The sequence below is a fragment of the Burkholderia pyrrocinia genome (genome assembly GCF_001028665.1).
Classification (GTDB): domain Bacteria; phylum Pseudomonadota; class Gammaproteobacteria; order Burkholderiales; family Burkholderiaceae; genus Burkholderia; species Burkholderia pyrrocinia.
Genome location: NZ_CP011504.1, coordinates 2,650,647 through 2,669,708, shown reverse-complemented (window position 1 = coordinate 2,669,708; position 19,062 = coordinate 2,650,647). Strand labels below are relative to the sequence as shown.

The 19,062-nt window shown below is 64.3% G+C and carries 22 protein-coding genes; 11 read left to right on the top strand and 11 right to left on the bottom strand.

Annotation, left to right across the window (positions count from 1 at the left end; genetic code table 11):
- Nucleotides 1–171: 171 nt before the first annotated feature.
- Entirely contained in the window at nt 172–381 is a 210-nt protein-coding gene (locus ABD05_RS28040) for a hypothetical protein (RefSeq protein WP_047903855.1), read from the bottom strand.
- A 461-nt stretch (nt 382–842) separates the two neighbouring features.
- On the opposite strand from ABD05_RS28040, the gene ABD05_RS28035 reads away from it, so the two are divergent.
- The 5 genes from ABD05_RS28035 to ABD05_RS28015 all read left to right on the top strand — a co-directional run bounded on the left by ABD05_RS28035 (nt 843) and on the right by ABD05_RS28015 (nt 4,775).
- The gene (locus ABD05_RS28035) at nt 843–1,259 is read left to right on the top strand and encodes a nuclear transport factor 2 family protein (RefSeq protein WP_047903854.1); all 417 of its coding nucleotides are present in this window, start codon (nt 843–845) and stop codon (nt 1,257–1,259) included.
- 3 nt (nt 1,260–1,262) lie between these two features.
- Nucleotides 1,263–2,120, top strand: coding sequence for an SDR family NAD(P)-dependent oxidoreductase (locus ABD05_RS28030; protein WP_047903208.1), 858 nt, complete (start codon nt 1,263–1,265; stop codon nt 2,118–2,120).
- A gap of 40 nt (nt 2,121–2,160) precedes the next feature.
- On the top strand, nt 2,161–2,919 hold the full coding sequence (locus ABD05_RS28025) for an SDR family oxidoreductase (protein WP_047903207.1): 759 nt from the start codon (nt 2,161–2,163) through the stop codon (nt 2,917–2,919).
- A gap of 37 nt (nt 2,920–2,956) precedes the next feature.
- Nucleotides 2,957–3,793 (top strand): SDR family NAD(P)-dependent oxidoreductase, encoded by an 837-nt coding sequence (locus tag ABD05_RS28020; protein ID WP_047903206.1) that lies wholly within the window; start codon nt 2,957–2,959, stop codon nt 3,791–3,793.
- Nucleotides 3,794–3,866: 73 nt separating this feature from the next.
- Nucleotides 3,867–4,775 carry an NAD-dependent epimerase/dehydratase family protein gene (locus ABD05_RS28015; protein ID WP_047903205.1) on the top strand — a complete coding sequence of 303 codons (909 nt, stop codon included), beginning with the start codon at nt 3,867–3,869 and terminating at the stop codon, nt 4,773–4,775.
- A gap of 115 nt (nt 4,776–4,890) precedes the next feature.
- Here the strand turns inward: ABD05_RS28015 and ABD05_RS28010 are convergent, their stop codons facing one another.
- The 5 genes from ABD05_RS28010 to ABD05_RS27990 form a co-directional block, all read right to left on the bottom strand.
- Nucleotides 4,891–6,756: a phosphoenolpyruvate carboxykinase (GTP) gene (locus tag ABD05_RS28010; RefSeq protein WP_047903204.1), complete on the bottom strand. Its 1,866-nt coding sequence runs from the start codon at nt 6,754–6,756 to the stop codon at nt 4,891–4,893.
- Between the two features lie 527 nt (nt 6,757–7,283).
- Nucleotides 7,284–8,060 (bottom strand): glucose 1-dehydrogenase, encoded by a 777-nt coding sequence (locus tag ABD05_RS28005; protein ID WP_047903203.1) that lies wholly within the window; start codon nt 8,058–8,060, stop codon nt 7,284–7,286.
- 97 nt (nt 8,061–8,157) lie between these two features.
- Nucleotides 8,158–8,913 (bottom strand): SDR family NAD(P)-dependent oxidoreductase, encoded by a 756-nt coding sequence (locus tag ABD05_RS28000; protein ID WP_047903202.1) that lies wholly within the window; start codon nt 8,911–8,913, stop codon nt 8,158–8,160.
- A 9-nt stretch (nt 8,914–8,922) separates the two neighbouring features.
- The gene (locus tag ABD05_RS27995; protein WP_047903201.1) at nt 8,923–9,789 is read right to left on the bottom strand and encodes an SDR family NAD(P)-dependent oxidoreductase; all 867 of its coding nucleotides are present in this window, start codon (nt 9,787–9,789) and stop codon (nt 8,923–8,925) included.
- Nucleotides 9,790–9,839: 50 nt separating this feature from the next.
- A complete protein-coding gene (locus ABD05_RS27990) occupies nt 9,840–10,340 on the bottom strand; it encodes a nuclear transport factor 2 family protein (protein ID WP_047903853.1) in 501 nt (166 codons plus the stop codon).
- Nucleotides 10,341–10,552: 212 nt separating this feature from the next.
- On the opposite strand from ABD05_RS27990, the gene ABD05_RS27985 reads away from it, so the two are divergent.
- Together ABD05_RS27985 and ABD05_RS27980 are read left to right on the top strand one after the other, a co-directional pair.
- The gene (locus ABD05_RS27985) at nt 10,553–11,065 is read left to right on the top strand and encodes a nuclear transport factor 2 family protein (protein WP_047903200.1); all 513 of its coding nucleotides are present in this window, start codon (nt 10,553–10,555) and stop codon (nt 11,063–11,065) included.
- A gap of 51 nt (nt 11,066–11,116) precedes the next feature.
- The gene (locus tag ABD05_RS27980; RefSeq protein WP_047903199.1) at nt 11,117–11,833 is read left to right on the top strand and encodes an EthD domain-containing protein; all 717 of its coding nucleotides are present in this window, start codon (nt 11,117–11,119) and stop codon (nt 11,831–11,833) included.
- Nucleotides 11,834–12,244: 411 nt separating this feature from the next.
- On the opposite strand, the gene ABD05_RS37985 is transcribed toward ABD05_RS27980, so the two are convergent.
- The 5 genes from ABD05_RS37985 to ABD05_RS27965 all read right to left on the bottom strand — a co-directional run bounded on the left by ABD05_RS37985 (nt 12,245) and on the right by ABD05_RS27965 (nt 15,929).
- Nucleotides 12,245–13,039, bottom strand: a complete 795-nt coding sequence (locus ABD05_RS37985) for a hypothetical protein (protein WP_148669149.1) — start codon at nt 13,037–13,039, stop codon at nt 12,245–12,247.
- A gap of 152 nt (nt 13,040–13,191) precedes the next feature.
- Nucleotides 13,192–14,385 (bottom strand): hypothetical protein, encoded by a 1,194-nt coding sequence (locus ABD05_RS37980; RefSeq protein WP_148669148.1) that lies wholly within the window; start codon nt 14,383–14,385, stop codon nt 13,192–13,194.
- Nucleotides 14,386–14,782: 397 nt separating this feature from the next.
- Nucleotides 14,783–15,163 (bottom strand): DsrE family protein, encoded by a 381-nt coding sequence (locus ABD05_RS27975; RefSeq protein ID WP_047903198.1) that lies wholly within the window; start codon nt 15,161–15,163, stop codon nt 14,783–14,785.
- Nucleotides 15,164–15,173: 10 nt separating this feature from the next.
- Entirely contained in the window at nt 15,174–15,587 is a 414-nt protein-coding gene (locus tag ABD05_RS27970; protein WP_047903197.1) for a DsrE/DsrF/TusD sulfur relay family protein, read from the bottom strand.
- 15 nt (nt 15,588–15,602) lie between these two features.
- Complete coding sequence (locus tag ABD05_RS27965; RefSeq protein ID WP_047903196.1) at nt 15,603–15,929, bottom strand: DsrE family protein; 327 nt, start codon at nt 15,927–15,929, stop codon at nt 15,603–15,605.
- Nucleotides 15,930–16,455: 526 nt separating this feature from the next.
- Here ABD05_RS27965 and ABD05_RS27960 point away from each other — a divergent pair.
- From ABD05_RS27960 to ABD05_RS27945, 4 genes are all read left to right on the top strand, one after another.
- Nucleotides 16,456–16,971 (top strand): YbaK/prolyl-tRNA synthetase associated domain-containing protein, encoded by a 516-nt coding sequence (locus tag ABD05_RS27960; protein WP_047903195.1) that lies wholly within the window; start codon nt 16,456–16,458, stop codon nt 16,969–16,971.
- A 50-nt stretch (nt 16,972–17,021) separates the two neighbouring features.
- The gene (locus tag ABD05_RS27955; protein WP_047903194.1) at nt 17,022–17,660 is read left to right on the top strand and encodes a helix-turn-helix transcriptional regulator; all 639 of its coding nucleotides are present in this window, start codon (nt 17,022–17,024) and stop codon (nt 17,658–17,660) included.
- 51 nt (nt 17,661–17,711) lie between these two features.
- Nucleotides 17,712–18,686: a threo-3-hydroxy-L-aspartate ammonia-lyase gene (locus ABD05_RS27950; protein ID WP_047903193.1), complete on the top strand. Its 975-nt coding sequence runs from the start codon at nt 17,712–17,714 to the stop codon at nt 18,684–18,686.
- Nucleotides 18,687–18,803: 117 nt separating this feature from the next.
- Complete coding sequence (locus ABD05_RS27945; protein WP_047903192.1) at nt 18,804–19,052, top strand: hypothetical protein; 249 nt, start codon at nt 18,804–18,806, stop codon at nt 19,050–19,052.
- Nucleotides 19,053–19,062 lie beyond the last annotated feature (10 nt).

The following is a 19,062-nucleotide window of genomic DNA, read 5'->3' as shown; positions in this document are numbered from 1 at the left end:
ATGCAAGCCGTGCGCCGTGTCGGGCGCGGCGAAAGTCGAACGGCGTGAAGCGGGACCGGCCGCGCAGCCTGGCCGATGCGCAACGATTACTTGGCGCCCCCGGCGAAAGCTGCCCGTGCGCTGTCGCGTCGCGGCGGCGTCCGGCCGGCGCGGCGCGCGGCCGCGCCGGCGTCACATGCCGCGCAACGCGGCGAAACCGAAGTGCGACGGGTCGATCGGCACGCAACCGGTCGGCAGGCCGTTCGGGTCGACCGAGCGACATTGCAGGATGCCGGCCGCATACGGCGGAGACGGGACCTGGTCGGCTCCGTATCGCGCCATTGCCATGGCAGCGAACGTGCCCATCGCCAATACGCACAGTTTGCGAGTCGTCAGTCTCATGATCGTCGTCCCCTCCGGTTGGCCGCTCGTGCGGTTCGTGTCCGGCGCGCATCGCATGCCGCACCGGATGACTGCACGGTAGCCAGCGCCCGGCCGCCGGCCATCGTCCGTTTCGACTAGGGGCAAACGCTGAGCGGCGCGCGAGTGACGTGCCGCGTCGCAACATCGCGAACCGCCGATTCACACGCATGGCGCAAACGCGGCACGTCGCGCGCCTTTCGTAACAGGCCGCGCCAATCGTCGGACGCATGCCGCGCATCGGTTGTTGCGCCGCGCCATCGATGCGCCATCGAACCGCGTGCGGCAGCCCGCCCCGGTGTTTTCCCCGACCCTCGCCCTGCTCCGTATGGATGACGAGTCCCGATCGGTTCGATGCGAACCTGCGCATCGACGTCGCAATGCCGCCCGCGTCCGCACTCGCGGCGCGGCCGACTCTTTCCGTCCTTCAACGGGAGTACTGCATGACCGATTCGAATCCCCGCCACGCGCTGTACGAACTCGCGTGCCGCTACGCGCAAGCCGTCGACCGGCGCGACTGGCCGCGGCTCACCTCCCTCTTCACCGCCGATGCGCAGCTCGCCGGCCCCGGCTTCCGCTTCGACGACCGCGACGCGATCGTCGCGGGCATGCGCGTGATCGAGCGCTACGAGACGACCCAGCATCACGTGCACAACCAGCTCGTCACGCTCGACGGCGGCGAGGCCGACGTCGAGACCTACGGCGTCGCATGCCACGTCTACGTGCGCGACGGCGTGAAGCGCAAGCTCGACTGGGGGCTCCGCTATCGCGACCGCTGCGTATTCGACGGCGGCACGTGGCGCTTCGTCGCCCGCACGCTGCACGTCGACTGGTCGCAAGACCTGCCGCTGGAGGGCTGAGCGATGCGCACCTCCCTTCCCCTCGATGGCCGCACCGCGCTCGTGACGGGCGGCGCCGGCGGCATCGGCGCGGCCTGCGCGCACGCGCTCGTCGCCGACGGCGCGGCCGTCGTGTTGATGGGCCGCCGCCGCGACGCGCTCGAACGCACGCAGCGGCAACTGACCGACGCAGTGCCCGGCAGCCGCGTCGCGATCCACGCGGGCGACGCGTGCGACGAAGCCGACCTGCAAGCGGCGCTCGACTTCGCGTGGGCGCTCGACAACCGCCTCGACATCGTCGTGCCGACGGTCGGCGGCGCCGGGTTCCGGCCGCTGCTGCTGCACGACGCCGACAGCTTCCGCGCGGAAATCGACCTGAACCTGCACAGCGCGTTCGCCGCGATCCGTCATGCGGCGCCGCGTCTGGCCGACAGCGGCGGCGGCGCGATCGTCTGCATCTCGTCGACCGCCGCGCGGATCAATTTCCGCTGGCTGTCCGCGTACTGCACCGCGAAGGCCGCGCTCGAAGCGCTCGTGCGCGGCGCGGCCGAGGAGCTGGCCGGCGCGAAGATCCGCGTGAACGCGGTGCGCCCGGGCCTCACGCGCTCCGAAGCGACCGCGCCGATGTTCGACAACCGCGCGCTCGTCGACAGCTTTCTCGAACAGATTCCGCTCGGCACGCTCGGCGAACCGCAAGCGATCGCGCATGCGGTGCGCTATCTCGCAGGCCCCGAATCGGGCTGGATGACCGGCCAGAGCTTCGCAGTCGACGGCGGCCACGAATTGCGCACGAACCCGCGCGTCGACGACACGATCGCGCAGCTCTACGGCACGGCCGCGCTCGATGCGGTCAAGGCCGGCCGCGCGCCGGGCGCCGCGTGAGCACCCACCTTCTTTCAACCTCACAGGAATCGACCGACACATGAATCGAGTCGCAAACAAGGTCGCGCTGGTCACCGGCGCGGCAAGCGGCGTCGGCCGCGCGGATGCGCTGCTGCTCGCCGCCGAAGGCGCGCGCGTCGTGCTGACCGACATCGACGAGGACGCGGGCCGTGCGCTCGCCCGCGAGATCGGCGACGCGGCGCTGTTCGTGCGCCACGACATCGCCGACGAAGACGGCTGGCGGCACGCGATCGCGTCGACGCTCGACCGCTTCGGCCGTCTCGACGTGCTCGTCAACAACGCGGCGATCTGCCCGGTCGGCTCGATCGAGGACACGAGCCTCGACACGTGGCGGCGCGTGATGCGCACCAACGCGGACGGCTATTTCCTCGGCTGCAAGTACGCGATCGGCGCGATGAAAGGCAACGACACGCCGGGCTCGATCGTGATGATGTCGTCGGTCGCCGCGCTCGGCGGGCTGCCGATGATGTGCGCGTACACCGGGTCGAAAGGCGCGGTGACGGCGCTCGCACGCAGCGTCGCCGTGCACTGCAAGCGCAGCGGCTACCGGATCCGCTGCAACTCGATCCATCCGGACGGGATCTGGACGCCGATGACGCAGGCGCTGATGCCCGATCTCGATCCGGCCGCGCTCGGCATCGGCAGCGATCCGATGGCGCGCATGTGCGACCCGCAGGACGTCGCGAATCTCGTGCTGTTCCTTGCGTCCGACGAATCGCGTTTCGTGAACGGGGCGGAACTGCGGATCGACAACGCCCAACTGGTGTCGTCGCTGTGACGCGGCTCGACGCTTTTCCATTCAGAGGAGTCCTTCGATGATTTCATTCACCGGCAAGACCGTGCTGGTCACCGGCGGCGGCGCGGGCATCGGCCGCGCCTGTGCGGAAGCGTTCGGCGCAGCGGGCGCACGCGTGGCCGTGGCCGAGATCGACGCGGCACGCGCGCAGGACGTGCGCCACGCGCTCGAAGCCGCGGGCGTCGACGCGCTCGTCGGCACCGTGGACGTCACGCGCCGCGACGAGGTCGATGCGTTCGCGCGGACGGTCGACGCGCGCTTCGGCGGCCTCGATGTGCTCGTCAACAACGTCGGCGATTTCCTGCAGATCGCGAAACCGTTCGACGACTGCACCGACGACGATATCGCGCGGCTGTTCGACGTGAACCTGCGCCAGGTGTTCATCGTCACGCGCGCGATGCTGCCGTTGCTGCGCAAGCGCGGCGCGGGCGGCAGCATCGTCGGCGTGTCGTCGATCGAGGGCTTCCGCGCGATTCCGAACTGCACCGTGTACGCGTCGTTCAAGGCCGCGCTGACCGGCTTCACGAAAAGCCTCGCGCTCGAACTCGGGCCGGCCGGCATTCGCGTGAACCAGATCGCGCCCGAAACCACCGAGACGCCGCAGGTGCCCGTCAGCGCGATGGTCGCGGCCGAACACCATGACCACATCCCGCGCTGGATTCCGCTCGGACGCTTCGGTGCGGCCGGCGACATCGCGGGCGCCGCGCTGTTCCTTGCGAGCCCGCTCGCCGCGTGGGTCACCGGCACGACGCTGCACGTCGACGGCGGCGCGCTCGCGGCGGCCGGCTGGTATCGCGATCCGAACGGCTTCTGGACCAACATGCCCGTCGTCACGGGCAACGGCTTCAATTTCTGAGCGACGCAGCGCACGCGTTTGCGGCTTCCCCCGTTCAATTCACGCGGCGCGCCTGCGCCGCCACGGAGACACCATGAAAATCCTGATCGTCGGCGGTACCGGCCTCATCGGCGGCCACGCCGCGCTGCACCTGCATGCGCAGGGCAACCACGTGACGCTCGCCGCGCGCAAGCCGCCCGCGGCCGGCAGCGCGCTCGCGCAGTTCGACGTGCTGCTGCGCGACTACGTGGCCGGCAACTTCACGCGCGACGATCTCGCGCCGTTCGACGCGGTCGTGTTCGCGGCCGGCAACGACATCCGCCACCTGCCGCCCGGTACCGACGAAGCCGCGCACTGGGAACGCGCGAACGTCGACGCGGTGCCGCGCTTCTTCGCGCTTGCGCGCGACGCGGGCGTGAAGCGCGCGGTGCTGGTCGGCAGTTTCTATCCGCAGGTCGCGCCCGCGCTCGTCGATACCGTGCCGTACGTGCGCTCGCGCCATCTCGCCGATGAGCGCGTGCGCGCGCTCGCGACGCCGTCGTTCGCGGTGTGCAGCGTCAATGCGCCGTTCGTGGTCGGGTCGGTGCCGGGGCTGCGCAACGAGATGTTCGCCGCATACACGGGTTATGCACGGGGCCAGTTCGCAGGGCTGCCCGTGTACGGGCCGGCCGGCGGCAGCAACTTCATCTCGACGCAATCGCTGTCGGAAGCGATCTGGGGCGCACTGCAGCGCGGCGAAGCGGGCAAGGCCTACCTCGTCGGCGACGAGAACCTCAGCTTCGCCGACTACTTCGCGGCGTTCTTCCGCGCGGCCGGCAACGCGCAGGATGTGCCGTCGCTCGACCAGGAGCATCCGCTGCTGCCCGACATCGCGATCTACACGGGGCGCGGCAACGTCGTGTCGTACGAACCCGATCCGGCCGATATCGCGCTGCTGCGCTACCGACGCGGCGACGTGCAGCGCGCGGTCGACGAAGTCGTCGCGCATTGCAGCGCGCAGTAAGCGGCATCGATGCGAAAACGTCCCGCCGCCGGCGATGGATGCCGGCGGCGGGACGTCAGGGTCGGTGCGTCAATGCGTCAATGCGACGATACGCCGATACGCCGATGCAGATCGTTCAGGCGCCGAGGCGCTGTTCGATCTTCTTCATCGTGTCGGTCATTTCGACGGGCAGACGCAGCTTCAGCATGTCGAACAGCGCAGCGTGCAGCTTCAGTTCCTCGCGCCATTCGTCTGCGTTCATCGACGTCACCGCGTCGAACTGCTCGCGCGTGAAATCGAGCCCGTCCCAGTGCAGGTCTTCATACGCAGGCGACACGCCGAACGCATGCTCGCCGCCACCACCGGTGCCTTCGAGACGGTCGAGCATCCACTTCAGCACGCGCATGTTCTCGCCGAAGCCCGGCCACACGAACTTGCCGTTCGCGTCCTTGCGGAACCAGTTCACGCAGTAGATCTTCGGCAACGTCGCACCCGCGCCTTCGAGCTGCTTGCCGAGCTTCAGCCAGTGCGCGAAATAATCGCTGACGTTGTAGCCGCAGAACGGCAGCATCGCGAACGGGTCGCGGCGCACGATGCCCTGCTGGCCTACTGCCGCGGCGGTCGTCTCCGAACCCATCGTCGCGGCCATGTACACGCCTTCGACCCAGTCGCGCGCCTCGGTCACGAGCGGTACCGTCGTCGAGCGGCGCCCGCCGAAGATGAACGCGTCGATCGGCACGCCGGCCGGGTTCTCCCAATCCGCGTCGATCGACGGGCACTGCGCGGCCGGTGCCGTGAAGCGCGAATTCGGATGCGCGGCCTTGCGGCCTGTCTCCTTGCCGATCTCCGGCGTCCACGGGTTGCCCTGCCAGTCGGTCAGCTTCGCGGGCGGCGTGTCGGTCAGCCCTTCCCACCACACGTCGCCGTCTTCCGTCAGCGCGACGTTCGTGAAGATCACGTTTTCCGTCAGCGTCGAGATCGCGTTCGGGTTGGTCTTCACGCCGGTGCCCGGCGCGACGCCGAAGAACCCTGCTTCCGGGTTGATCGCATACAGGCGGCCGTCGCGGCCCGGTTTCAGCCACGCGATGTCGTCGCCGATCGTCGTGACCTTCCAGCCGTTGAAGCCCTGCGGCGGAATCAGCATCGCGAAGTTGGTCTTGCCGCACGCGGACGGGAACGCGGCCGCGACGTGATACTTCTTGCCGGCCGGCGACGTCACGCCGAGGATCAGCATGTGCTCGGCGAGCCAGCCCTGGTCGCGGCCCATCGTCGACGCGATGCGCAGCGCGAAGCACTTCTTGCCGAGCAGCGCATTGCCGCCGTAGCCCGAACCGAAGCTCCAGATCTCGCGCGTTTCAGGAAAGTGCACGATGTACTTGACCGGGTTGCACGGCCACGGCACGTCTTGCTGACCCGCTTCGAGCGGACGGCCGACGCTGTGCACGCACGGCACGAATTCGCCGTCTTCGCCGAGCACGTCGTACACGTCGCGGCCCATGCGCGTCATGATCCGCATGTTCACCGCAACGTACGGGCTGTCGGACAGTTCGACGCCGACGTGCGCGATCGGCGAGCCGAGCGGGCCCATCGAGAACGGCACCACGTACAGCGTGCGGCCGCGCATCGAGCCGCGGAACAGGCCGTCGAGCTTCTCGCGCATTTCGGCAGGCTCGATCCAGTTATTGGTCGGGCCGACATCATCGCGCGATGCCGCGCAGATGAACGTGCGATCTTCGACACGTGCAACGTCGGACGGATCGGATTGCGCGAGATACGAGTTCGGGCGCTTCGCCGGGTTCAGGCGCTTGAGCGTGCCCTGGTCGACCATCGCCTGGCACAGCGCGTCGTATTCCTCCTGCGAACCGTCGCACCAAACGATATGCTCGGGCTCCGTGAGCGCCGCGATGCGCGACACCCAGTCGATCAGCTTGCGATGTTTGACGAAGGCCGGGGGAGCGATCAGCGGGCCGTGTGTCGCTTCGGCCAGATTGTTTTGCGACATGGGAACGTCTCCAGATTATTGGGCGGGGATGGGGGTTGCGGGGTGAACCCGCCAGATGGGGAATGCGATCGGAATGCAGGACGCAGCAACGCGCAACGCGGGGCACGCGAACTGTGCGCGTGTCGATGCCGCGATGCGGGCGAGAGGATGTGATGTCTCGTTAGAAGATGCGAACGCGAGTTTCGCCATGCATGCAACCTGCCTTACAACTTCCATGCCGGCCAGCATACCATCGCCGTTATTGAGCGGGCGTTGCGTTGCAACAAGAAACAAGTGTGACGACGTGCAGGCACATGCGTTGCCGGCAAGCCATTCTGACTGCGTCGATGCGATCGCTGTCGGGGACGAAACCCGCGGAAGGTCCGTCGCACAAGGGTTTGGCGAAACCGCCAGGTTCGGCCCGCCGGCTGCGCGCATGAAAATTGCGAATGCGCGCCCGGCGGATTCTCGTTTTCGCTACTCAGGCAAACCCTGAATTAGGTTGCGTACACAAACATCCGACCTGAATGCGTGATGGACGCCCCCGCTCAAAACGGCGCGCCCGGCAATCCGGGGTAATACGCGCCCGCCGCCATCCCGCCGTCGACGGCCAGTTCGGCGCCGTTGCAGTACGACGCGTCGTCGCTCGCGAGGAACAGCGTCGCGCGCGCGATCTCGTCGGGCAGGCCGACGCGCTGCAGCGGCACGTTCGCATAGTGCTTGTTGATTTCCTCGAGCGGCGCGCCGGTCGGGTTCGACATCACCGTGTTCACGCCGCCCGGATGGATCGAATTCACGCGCACGCCCTGGTGGCCGAGTTCGAGCGCCGCGACCTTCGTCAGCCCGCGCACGCCCCACTTGCTCGACACGTACGCGGCGAGTGCATTCACGCCACGCAGGCCGTCCACCGACGAGATGTTGACGATCGACCCGCTCTTCTGCGCGATCATGCGCGTCGCAACCGTGCGGATGCCGACGAACGTGCCGACGAGGTTGATCGACACCGCGCGCTCGAAATCGCGTTTCGACAGCTCGGTGATGCCGCCGAACGTCAGCACGGCCGCATTGTTGACGAGCACGTCGATGCGGCCGAACTGCTCGACCGTCGCGTCGGCCACGCGCGCCCAGTTCGCTTCGTCGGCGACGTCGAGCCGCATGAAGCGCGCCGCGCTGCCGAGTTCGCGCGCGAGCGCTTCGCCTTCCGCGTCGAGCACGTCGCCGATCACGACGCGCGCGCCCTCTTCGACGAACAGCCTGCAAGTTGCCGCGCCCATCCCGCGCGCGCCGCCCGTCACGATCGCTACTTTTCCTTCCAGTCGACCCATGTCGTCCTCTCTTCGATTCCGGTTTGCCGGCAGTCACGCGCAAACGTGCGTGCCGGACCCATGATTGGTGCGCGGCTCGCGCCGTCAGCCCCCGCCTTTAGCCCCAGTAAGCCTGCCCGCCGTCGAGCGGCAGCGTCGCGCCCGTCAGGTACGCGGCATCGCGGCTCGCGAGAAACACGATCGCGCGCCCGATGTCCTGCTCGCAGTCGCCCACGCGGCCGAGCGGGATCGTGCGGAAGAATGCTGCCGCTTCCTGCGGATTCGCATCGACCCAGCCTTTCAGGCCCGGCGACAACGCATGCGGCGCGACCGCGTTCACGCGGATGCCGTCCGCGCCCCATTCGCACGCCGCCGCGCGCGTCAGCGCACGAATCGCCTCCTTGGTCGCCGCGTACGCGCCGTAACCGGACGCATCCCAGCGCACCGCAGCCGACGACGCGAAATTGACGATCACGCCGTCGCCCTTCAGATGCGGATGGCACGCGCGCATCATCCGCAGCGTCGCAATCGGCCCCGATTCGAGCCCCGCCAGAAAATCCGCATCCGTCACGTCGAGCAGGCGGCCGAGCGGCACGACCTGCGCGTTGTTGATCAGGATCTGCACGCCGCCGTACCGTTCGACGACGGCATCGACGCAAGCCGCGATCTGTGCGGCGTTCATCACGTCGCACACGAACGGCTCCGCGATACCGCCACGTGCGCGGATCGCGTCGCAGGTGGCAAGCAGCTTGTCGCGCGTGCGACCGACCACCGCGACGTGCGCGCCTTCCGCCGCGAGCGCATGCGCGACGCCCTGGCCGACGCCCTGCCCCGCGCCCGTCACGAGCGCGACCTTGCCCTTCAGGATGCCCATGCGCGCTCCTTAAGCGACGATCGCCGGATGGGCCTGCACGGGCCCGCCGAGCAGCTCGCGGTACGACGGCGGCTGCTTGCCGTCGAGATCGGCGATGCCGTATTGCAGCGCGGCTTCCGCGCCGACGAGCACCTGCCCCGACAGCGCCATGCGCTGCGGATCGCCGTGGATCGCGTGAATCACGCGGCCCGTGAATTCCGGGCTTTCGGCGACGAGCGAGAACTCCTTGTAGAGATCCGGATGCTCGTCCCACACGCGCGTCGTGCGCTCGGTGCGCAGCGGGCCCATCCAGATCGACACGGCCGCGACGTCGAACGGTTTCAGGTCGACGGCCATGTCCTTCGCGAACTTGTCGACGCCCGATTTCTGCGCGCCGTAGGCCGCGCCGTGCATGTAGCAGCTCGCGCCGAACGAAGACGTGAATGCGATCAGCCCGCTGCGGCGCTTCGCCATCAGCGGCGCCGCATGCCAGCTCGCGACGTAGGCCGAGCGCAGCCCCACGTCGAGGATGTTCACGAGGTCGAGCGATTTTTCCCAGAACGGGCCCGGCAGGATCAACTGGTCGTGCAGGTAGGTCGCGTTGTTGACGAGGATGTCGAGCCGTCCGCTGTCGCGTTCGATGCGCTCGAACAGCGCCTTCACCTGCGCATCGTCCGCGTGGTCGCAGGCCACCGCGATCCCGCGGCCGCCGAGCGCGTCGATCTCGCGCGCGGTCTCGTGGATCGTGCCGGGCAGCGGTGCATCTCCTTCGTTCTGCGAACGGCCCGTCACGTAGACGGTCATGCCGGCCGCGCCGAGCGCGCGCGCGATACCCTTGCCCGCGCCGCGCGATGCGCCCGTCACGATGGCAACCGGCGCATCGTGGTTCTGTGTCATGTTCGATGTCTCCTGTGGAATGTCCGCCACGTGCGTGGCAATGGCGTGCGTCAGGCACCCGGCGGCTGTGCGCCGGCGAACAGCACGCCCGACGCATCGCCTTCGTAGCGGGCCGACAGCGTCGACGTGACGACGCAGCGCGTGCCCGCGATCTTCCATTCGCCGTCGACCTTCCGGTATTCGTCGTCGTAATACGCGCCGAGCTGCGTGAGCGTGTGCGCGTTCGTGTCGATCATCTGGTAGTGCAGGCCCCACGTGCCGCGCGCATGCGTGTCATCGAGCACGGTGATGTCGGGATTCACGCCGTGGTGCATCTCGACGATGTTCGGATGGCAGCCGAGCCGTTCGAACACATCGACGAGCGCGTCGCGCGTATCGAACGTGCCGATCCGGCCGTAGTCGATGTGCACGCGGCCGGGCACGAAGCAGTCGCGCATCCCTTGCGGATCCTTGCGGTCGCAGCACGTGAAGTAGCGCGCCTTCAGCCGGCGGATCGCATCGGCATCCTCCAGCCTGCGCACTCGCGTTTCCAGCGATTCGATGAGGGTCATCCCGTCTCCTTGTTCGGTGCCGGCGCGGATCGGATGCCGCGTCGATGCCACGTTACCGCCGCGCGACGCGCCGGCCATCACCCGTTCGGATTAAGCCGGCGGTTCATCGCGGCAGCGCAGGCTGCATACGTGCGAGCCTTTCGTCCGAACAGACGATGCGATGCAGGCGGCTTCGTTCCTACCATCGAACGACACCACCACGAGATACGGCGATGGACGACACGACCCGCACGCTCCATGAATACGAGCAGATCCGACAGTTGAAGTACCGGTATTTCCGCGCGGTCGATACGCACGACTGGTCGTTGCTCGCCGATTGCCTGACCGAGGATTGCGAGGCGCGGCTGTATGGCGGCCGTTATGCGTATGACGGCCGCGACGCTTTCGTGTCGAGCCTGCGCGAGCTGATCGGCAAGCCGACCTTCCTGACGATGCATCACGGCCACCACCCCGAACTCACGCTGGTGTCCGCCGATCATGCGTGCGGCGTGTGGTTTCTCGAGGATCACGCGATCAATCTCGAGGACAACTACCTGCTGCACGGCACCGCGTTCTACGACGACCAGTACGTGAAACGCGACGGCGTGTGGCGCATTCACGCGACGCGCCACGAGCGGCTGTTCGAAACCGTCACGTCGCCGATTCCGCCGTCGTTCACGCTGACCGCGAACCGGTTCGCGCCGGGTGCACATGGTGCGCATGGCGCGGCCGTCACCGCTTCCTGAACCCCGGCGGCAACGCCGCCGATCCCGTCATTCCCCTCTGGAGCCGTAGCAATGGAGAAAGTCATTTACGTGTTGTGGCGCGACGCGCAGGCCGCGCCCGATCAGTGGAGCCGCACGGTGCGCGCGCAGCTCGCCGACACGCTGCTGTCGCTTGGCGCGCACGGCGTGCAGGTGAACGTCGCCGATGCCGATGTCGCGCCGGCCGCCGGCCTGAAGCAGACCAACACGCACCCGGGCATCGACGGGATCGTCGCGGTGTGGGTCGACAGTGCGAACGCGATGTTTCGAAAGCCGTTCGACGATGCGGTGCGCGCGGTCGTGCCGCACACGGCAGCGTATCTCGTCACCGAATCGCAACCGATTCCGAACACGCGCTTTCCGGCGCGGCCGGGCGAGCGCACGACTGGCTTCTCGCAGCTCGCGTTCCTGAAGCGGCCGCCGCGCCTCACGCACGAAGCGTGGCTCGATGTGTGGCACGGGCATCACACGCGCGTCGCGATCGATACGCAGGACAATTTTCTGTATGTGCAGAACGTCGTCGTGCGTGCGCTTACGCATGCGGCGCCCGGGTATGACGCGATCGTCGAGGAATGCTTTCCGGCTGCGGCGATGACCGATCCGCACGCGTTCTTCGATGCGGTCGGCGACGACGAAAAGTTTCAGCGCAATGTGGCCGAGATGATGGATAGCTGCGGGCGGTTCATCGACTTCGACAAGATCGATGTGGTGCCGACCAGTCAGTATGTGGTGAAGGCTGTGCGAGGTTAAGTTGCGGGGGGAGGTTGAGGCGGTCGGGGACCGCGCGGGTTGAGTCGCGCGGTCTCGGATAGCCTTCATTTAGGGTTCGTCTTATGTTCCTCCGCGGGCCGACGGCCGCCGTCTATCGCGTGTCGTCGGCCTGGTTTCTTGGGTTTGTACGGATTTCTATGGATGTCGTTGAACCCTCATCAACAGCCCTTCGTCCCAGTTCCATACAAGAAACTGATTCCAGGGTGAAGAGGCCGATTTAACTTATCGCTTCAGTATGCCCCATCAAATAACACATTCACAAACAACGCTTTCAGCCCGACCAAATATGTTCACCTGAATTACAAAAACATCACCCCCCAAAAGACAATATCCGCACCGCGAATCAAAAACCCAGCATCCAATTATTCCATCGGCGAGCCATAGAAATAGTCATTGCGACCGACAAATTTCTTTATTTGATGACATGTAATCTCGAAGCTCGGAGAACATTGCTACGCATGACGGTTTAATCTCGTCCGATTTCGTATTAATTGGTCCGTAGTGCTTGCGATCCACTCGCAACATTATTGAGTGATATTTCGCCGCAAATCCTTGACATGATTTTGTGATTTTTTGAAAGTTGACACCCTCACCACTTCCCCAGTTTTTTAACCTCGGAAGGCCAGACACCTTATCCACGCCAGTGCAGGCCGCATAGAAATTCGAAAAACACTGAACATCTCCCGCCTTGGCATCTTCGTACAGTTTTCCAAGCTCACTGCTTTTATTGATTGAATCGTAGCTGGTTTGGAATATTCCAGCCTCTGCCTTCGGACCGGTCCTGTTTTCAGGAGCACTGGAGTCTTGTCCGCAGTCAGTACCGCCAGAGGATTCCTGCATCGCCGAACCGATCATTAATGCGTATAGATTTTCGATTTTTGCCGGCACCTCATAATAAGCAAGAGCATCTTTTTCAGGACTCCCCAAATTATTAGCTGACGCCCCAGATGGAGAGCAAATTTCCTGGGCAAAATTAGATACCATGCCTCTCAATAATTTTGCGGGAGCCCGGCCACGATTGTTCTTATAAGACTCCAAATAACATTCACTTCCGGCACTTTTCGAGATTACTCTTTCATAATCCACACCCGCCTTTCCCGGCTCATCCAACATAGGCGCCGCCAGCAAATTTCGAGCCGCCAAACAGCCAATCAAAAGTAAAAATTTAATTTTAAAATTCCTCACGCCACCCCCGAATTATAAACTTCCATCACAACACAGCCGATATTGAAAATGGCTTAATTCAAAAAACGCTTCGAGAAATTTCGTTATCGAATCGAGTTATCCGCTCGCAGCCGAGCATCTATCCGGATGCGCATAATTGTCGGGGGCTCAAGCTACAGACATTCTGCAGGAGGGACTCCGACGATTGCACATCGTTTGAGCGCAAGTGCAGCAGAGACATCTGCGGGCGTCGCGTTCTTGAGTGCTTGATCAAATCGTTGCGAAGCAGAAGTTTTCGCTTGCGTGAAATTGCTAAACAGATCTTTGACAATTTCTGGATTGATGGAAAAATTTACAGGTGAATGTGCTTTTGTCGTTGTCACGAAATTCGCGATCGATGCATCGCTTGGTATGGCGCCGACATTGGACGGCGTTTGATTGTTCGCCATTTCAGCGGGCGGTTTTGCATTGGCATTCGGCAATGCCCACGCCGAAACAGTGAACACGACGAGCGGATTGCCAAGACTTTTGGCATCCTCCGGCATTGTTGCCGGACATTGTGCTGCATTCCTGGCTTTAAAAACAATGTTGCTCGTAGGAGCGTTATACCAAAAACAATATTTTCTGGTATCTGCGATGCTGATCATGTCATCCGAGAGTTTTCCCTTATAGTCGAAAACGACCGCCTGCACCCCTTCTCTCAACGCGGTCGAAGGGCATGTAGCCGGCTTTGCTTGATCGGCATTGGCAGCGAGATCGAACGAGAACGATGCAACAGGATATTTATCGGCGCCACTCGAGAGACTTCCATTCACTATTTTCTGCGCAAACTTCCCAAAATACTCCATTCCGGTAATATACGGATTCGGCGGAAGCGGCAAAGCACTCGAGAAATCAACGAACGCCATGACATCAGAAAAAGCAGCACTACCTTTTTCCAGGGACATCAAATACAGATCGATCGAAGTGTTTTTGTAAACGACATTTTTATCATCAACAAGTGGATATTTCGACATGATCGGAAATCGCATCGGCAAGTATCCGACGTCGGACCGCGTCGAAGATACTGCCAACTGTTTAGCCCGCGGAAAATTAAAAGACGTTCCCTGACTGTTCTCTATTGAAACGTCGAATTTTACACCCAATGCTGCTTTCGATTTAAACAATGCACTCCACCATGATTGCGAACGCTGGAGTTGCGCACTCACCAGCATCAAAGACACCAGGTTCTTTGAGGCATCCACGCAGCCATGGTCGGACCCATCGTAGACATTGATGATTGCACCGCCGTTGGTGCCGACTTGTGCATCTGCCTCCCCGTAGGAAAATACGATCAGGAGGCACACCCCGATTAACAATAATTTCATGAAGATCCCCTTTTTATTAACCTTTATATTCCGATCCGGAATTATCTTGATTATATTTTCGGAACTCCAATATCAGCACCTCTCACCAGCCTGTTCACTATAGGTGAAGCATGTCGAAAAATCAAAAGACCGAGGAAGCAAATGCCGACAGCGTATCGAGGTGCTTGAGCCGAAGTGCAAGGACTCGATTGCCTGATACGACCCATTTGCGCCGCTCAGTCAAAGTTCGCAACCGTCCGCCCCAGCCTGCACGCGACTCTATCGGGAATCACTGCAACGCTCCGCTCGGCGACCGTTGCGTATGGCCGGCGCGCCCCATTGACGGCATGCCGCAACGGTTGCGAGCGAAACGCAGGCGTTCCCTCCGATCCGCAGAATGCGGTGCAGCCTCGAGCCGTTACCAGTGCCAGACCTGATCGAAGCGGTCGAACAGCGCGGGAATCTCGGCACGCGCGAGCAGCGTCAGGCCGCCGATGACATCTTCCTGTGCCAGTCCACAGTCGCGCATGTCCTCGTTGACCGCATACACGGCAACGCCGGCGCCGATCATCTTGTCCAGATCCTTATCGAGCGCCGGCGGATGGACCTGCCGGCGCGTGCCGAACGCGAGGCCGGTGGCATCCTGCCCGCGCGCCGCATAGTTCACGGCGCTTCCGTACAGCAGCAGGCTGATGTCGGCGCCGGCATTTTTCAGCACATGGTTCAGCCACAGGATGGTGTCATCCTGTTCTTCCAGCGTAGCCCGGTACGCTGTCTCAACAATGCTCAGGATTTTCATCGCGCAGCTCCTATTTCGTCGGGATTACCAGCACAGCGTTGCTCTGGGTCGCGGAGTCGAGAAAATCCTTCGGGCTGCCGCGGCGGGGACCCTCAATCCAGTCACCTGCGCCGCGTTCGTCCACGCACAGGCCGCAGTTGATCCAATCGAGCTTGACACCCTGCCGGGCAGCGAGTTGAAACAAGGCTGCCACCCAGTCCCTGGTTGTCGGGTGATCCTCCTCCTCCACGGACGTGCCCTTGACCGGATTGGCATGTGGGGCTTGCGCCTTCATGGTCAGATTGACTGCACCTTCGTAGGCGAACACGGTGACGTCGTGCCCCCGTCGCAGCGCGGCATCCACAATGCGCAGCGCCGTCGTGCTGGCTGCCTTCTCATACGGGGGATCCATCAGTGCCAGGGTCAATTTCATACCAGTAGCCATCACGCTCTCCTTGGTTCAGTGCCAAATGGCCTTGGTCCCAGCCACACAGAGAAGATCCACGAGTTGTCCGATGTCCGCCTTCTGGACACCTTCCGCCAGCCGTTCGATCGCCCGTTCGCGCAAGGAGAATTCATCGGCAAGGACGGTGACGCCGCTGCGCGTCAGATCCGCATATCGCTCGCTGAATTTTGCGCCCGGGCGAGTGGAAAGCACGCCGTTCTGAACCAGGAACAGTGTGACCGTGTTGCCCCTCTGGCGTACGCCCCTGACCAGTTCCTCGACGTGCTCGGTATCCCCGGCACCATGTGGACCGCGCGATTCTACGAACAGGTAATTTGCCATGTCAGCCTCCTGCCAGCTTCCAGCCCGAAAAAGCAGTTCCCACCGACGTGTTGCTCCCTGTGTCGCGCCAGTCGCAACGGGCACTCGACTCACCGTGCGGCGCGTGGGCCGCGCACAGCTCATGAATTGGGTATAGCAGAACGGACGGATAGTCCAAGTAACTCCACGTGTCGCTGCACGGGATGGCTGATGCGTGTGGTCAGGCCATTGTTGAAGCACGGCACAAGCAGGCAACTTCGCCGGGAAGTTGCGGCCGGGACGGAGCGAGCAGCGGACATTCCCCGGCAGGCGCGAACGTCACTTCCTGGCCGAACGCCGACAGTTCTCTCCGTGTTCCGCACCAATCCGTGGCGAGTCATTCTTTCGTCCCCCCGTTTCCTATGACAACGGTCGCTGCTCCGCGACAACGGACGCTTTTGCCCACCCATGACAAAACGTCTATAATTGGACAATCCATCGACCAGCCCGCCGCCACGCCTCACCGCGCGTACCCCGCGATTCCCCGGCCCAACTTCCCCGGAGCGACATGAACGCCTACCCCGTTTTCGATACGCTTTGCGACCTGCTGACAACATCCGGCGCCCGCTTCCGCGTGCTGGAGCACCCGGCAGAAGGGAAATCCGACGTCATCGCCGCGATCCGTGGCACACGCCCCGAACAAGGCGCGAAAGCAATGCTGTGCACCTTCAAGGACGGCGGCGACGCAACCGCCCTCGCCGTCATCCCCGGCCACCTGAAGATCGATTTCCGCAAAGTCGCCGACGCCGTCGGCCGCCGCAAGGCGACGCTCGCGCCGCCCGATCTCGCAGCCACCGTTACCGGCTGCGTGATGGGCGCCGTGCCGCCGTTCGTGTTCGACGGCAACGTGACGCTCGTCGTCGATCCCGCGCTGGTCGAACGCAACGACGAGATCGCATTCAACGCCGGCCGCCTCGACCGCTCGGTCGTGCTCGATGCGGACGACTACGTACGGATCGCGCGCCCGTTGCTGGCCGACATCACGCGGCCGGAAACGACAGCCGACCAGGAACGCGCCGGTTGACCATTTCCCGAAGCCGCCGCATCGATCCGAAACCTGAACGCGAGCCCACCATGACCACCACCCGGAACAAAGCGCTGTCGGAGCACGCGTCGCTGATCGAACAGGTGCAGCGCATCGCCGAAGGGCTCGGCGAGATGTTCGCGCCGTTCACCGAGGTCGTGGTCCACGACCTGCGCACGCCGAAGCACGCGATCCTCGCGATCCACAACAACCTGTCCGGACGCGCGGTCGGCGACCCCGCGACCGAGCTCGGCCTCGCCCGCATCGAGGACGACGATTTCCCGCAAGTGCTCGCGAATTACCCGAACCGCTTCGCCGACGGCCGCACCGCGAAGAGCACGTCGATCGGCATCAAGGATTCGACCGGGCGCTATGTCGCCGCGCTGTGCCTGAATGCCGACGTCACGCTGTTCCGCGGCTTCCAGGGCATGCTGAACCAGTTCTGCCGCACGGACGGCGATACCATCGCGGAAACGCTCGACCCGGCCGGCGCGGACGCGATCCGGCAACGCATCGACGCGTTCGCGACGCGCCTCGCGACGACGCCGCGCGAACTGAAGACCGACCAGCGCCGCGAGCTGATGCAGACGCTGAAGGCCGACGGCTTTCTCGAGGTGCGCCGCGCGATGGAGATCGTGTCGCAGCATCTCGGCGTATCGCGCGCGACGGTGTACAACGATGCGAAATGAAACGAGCGCGCTGCTTTCATGTTGACTAAACTTTCCGACCCTCGATCGACCATGAACTCTCCGACTCTCCCCACGTACGACGACGTCGCCGCCGCCGCGGCCCGGCTCGAAGGCCATGCGCACCGCACGCCGGTGATGACGTCGCGGACGATCGACGAAGCGCTCGGCGCGCAGGTGTTCTTCAAGTGCGAGAACCTGCAGCGCATGGGCGCATTCAAGTTCCGCGGCGCGTTCAACGCGCTGTCGCGCTTCGATGCCGAGCAGCGTCGCAACGGCGTCGTCGCGTTCTCGTCCGGCAACCATGCGCAGGCGATCGCGCTGTCGGCGCGCATCCTCGGCATCCCGGCGACGATCGTGATGCCGCAGGATGCGCCGGCCGCGAAGGTGGCCGCGACGCGCGGCTACGGCGGCAACGTGGTGACCTACGACCGCTACACCGAGGATCGCGAGCAGATCGGGCGCGATCTCGCGGAGCAGCACGGGCTTACGCTGATCCCGCCCTACGACCATCCGGACGTGATCGCCGGCCAGGGCACGGCGGCCAAGGAACTGTTCGACGAAGTCGGGCCGCTCGACGCGGTCTTCACGCCGCTCGGCGGCGGCGGGCTGCTGTCGGGCACCGCGCTCGCCACGCGCGCGCTGTCGCCGCACGCGAAGTTGTACGGCGTCGAGCCGGAAGCCGGCAACGACGGCCAGCAATCGTTCCGGTCGGGCGCAATCGTGCATATCGATACGCCGCGCACGATCGCCGACGGCGCGCAGACACAGCACCTCGGCAACCTGACGTTCCCGATCATCCGCCGCGACGTCGACGACATCCTGACCGCGACAGACGCCGAACTCGTCGACTGCATGCGCTTCTTCGCGACGCGTATGAAGATTGTCGTCGAGCCGACCGGCTGCCTGTCGTTCGCCGCCGTGCGACGGATGAAGGACCAACTGCAAGGCAAACGCGTCGGCGTGGTGATCAGCGGCGGCAACGTCGATCTGGAGAACTTCTGCGCGCTGGTGTCGGCATCGGCATGAACGTCATCGCGCGCATGAACATCCTGTCATGCGCGCGCCGCCGCTCCTTCACGCCGCGTTAAGTTTCGCGCCCTAGACTGATTACGTTGTCCCGCAGTCTGTCGTGAAGGAGCCACCATGAACACGCACGCGATCGTCGCCGCCGCCCTGGCGGCCGCTTCCCTTTCGGCGTTCGCTCAACCGGGCGCTACGTCATCCGGTTTTCCCGCCGCATCGCCGCGCGACGCCGTCGCGCAGGCGACCCACCGTTCGCCCGGCGCATTGCCGTCCACCGGCTTCGTGCTCGCGAAGATCGATCAGAACAATACGCCGCCCGACCGCGGCGGCGACCCGAGCGGCCGCACGCACACCGGTACCCGCATGTAACGGCGCGCCG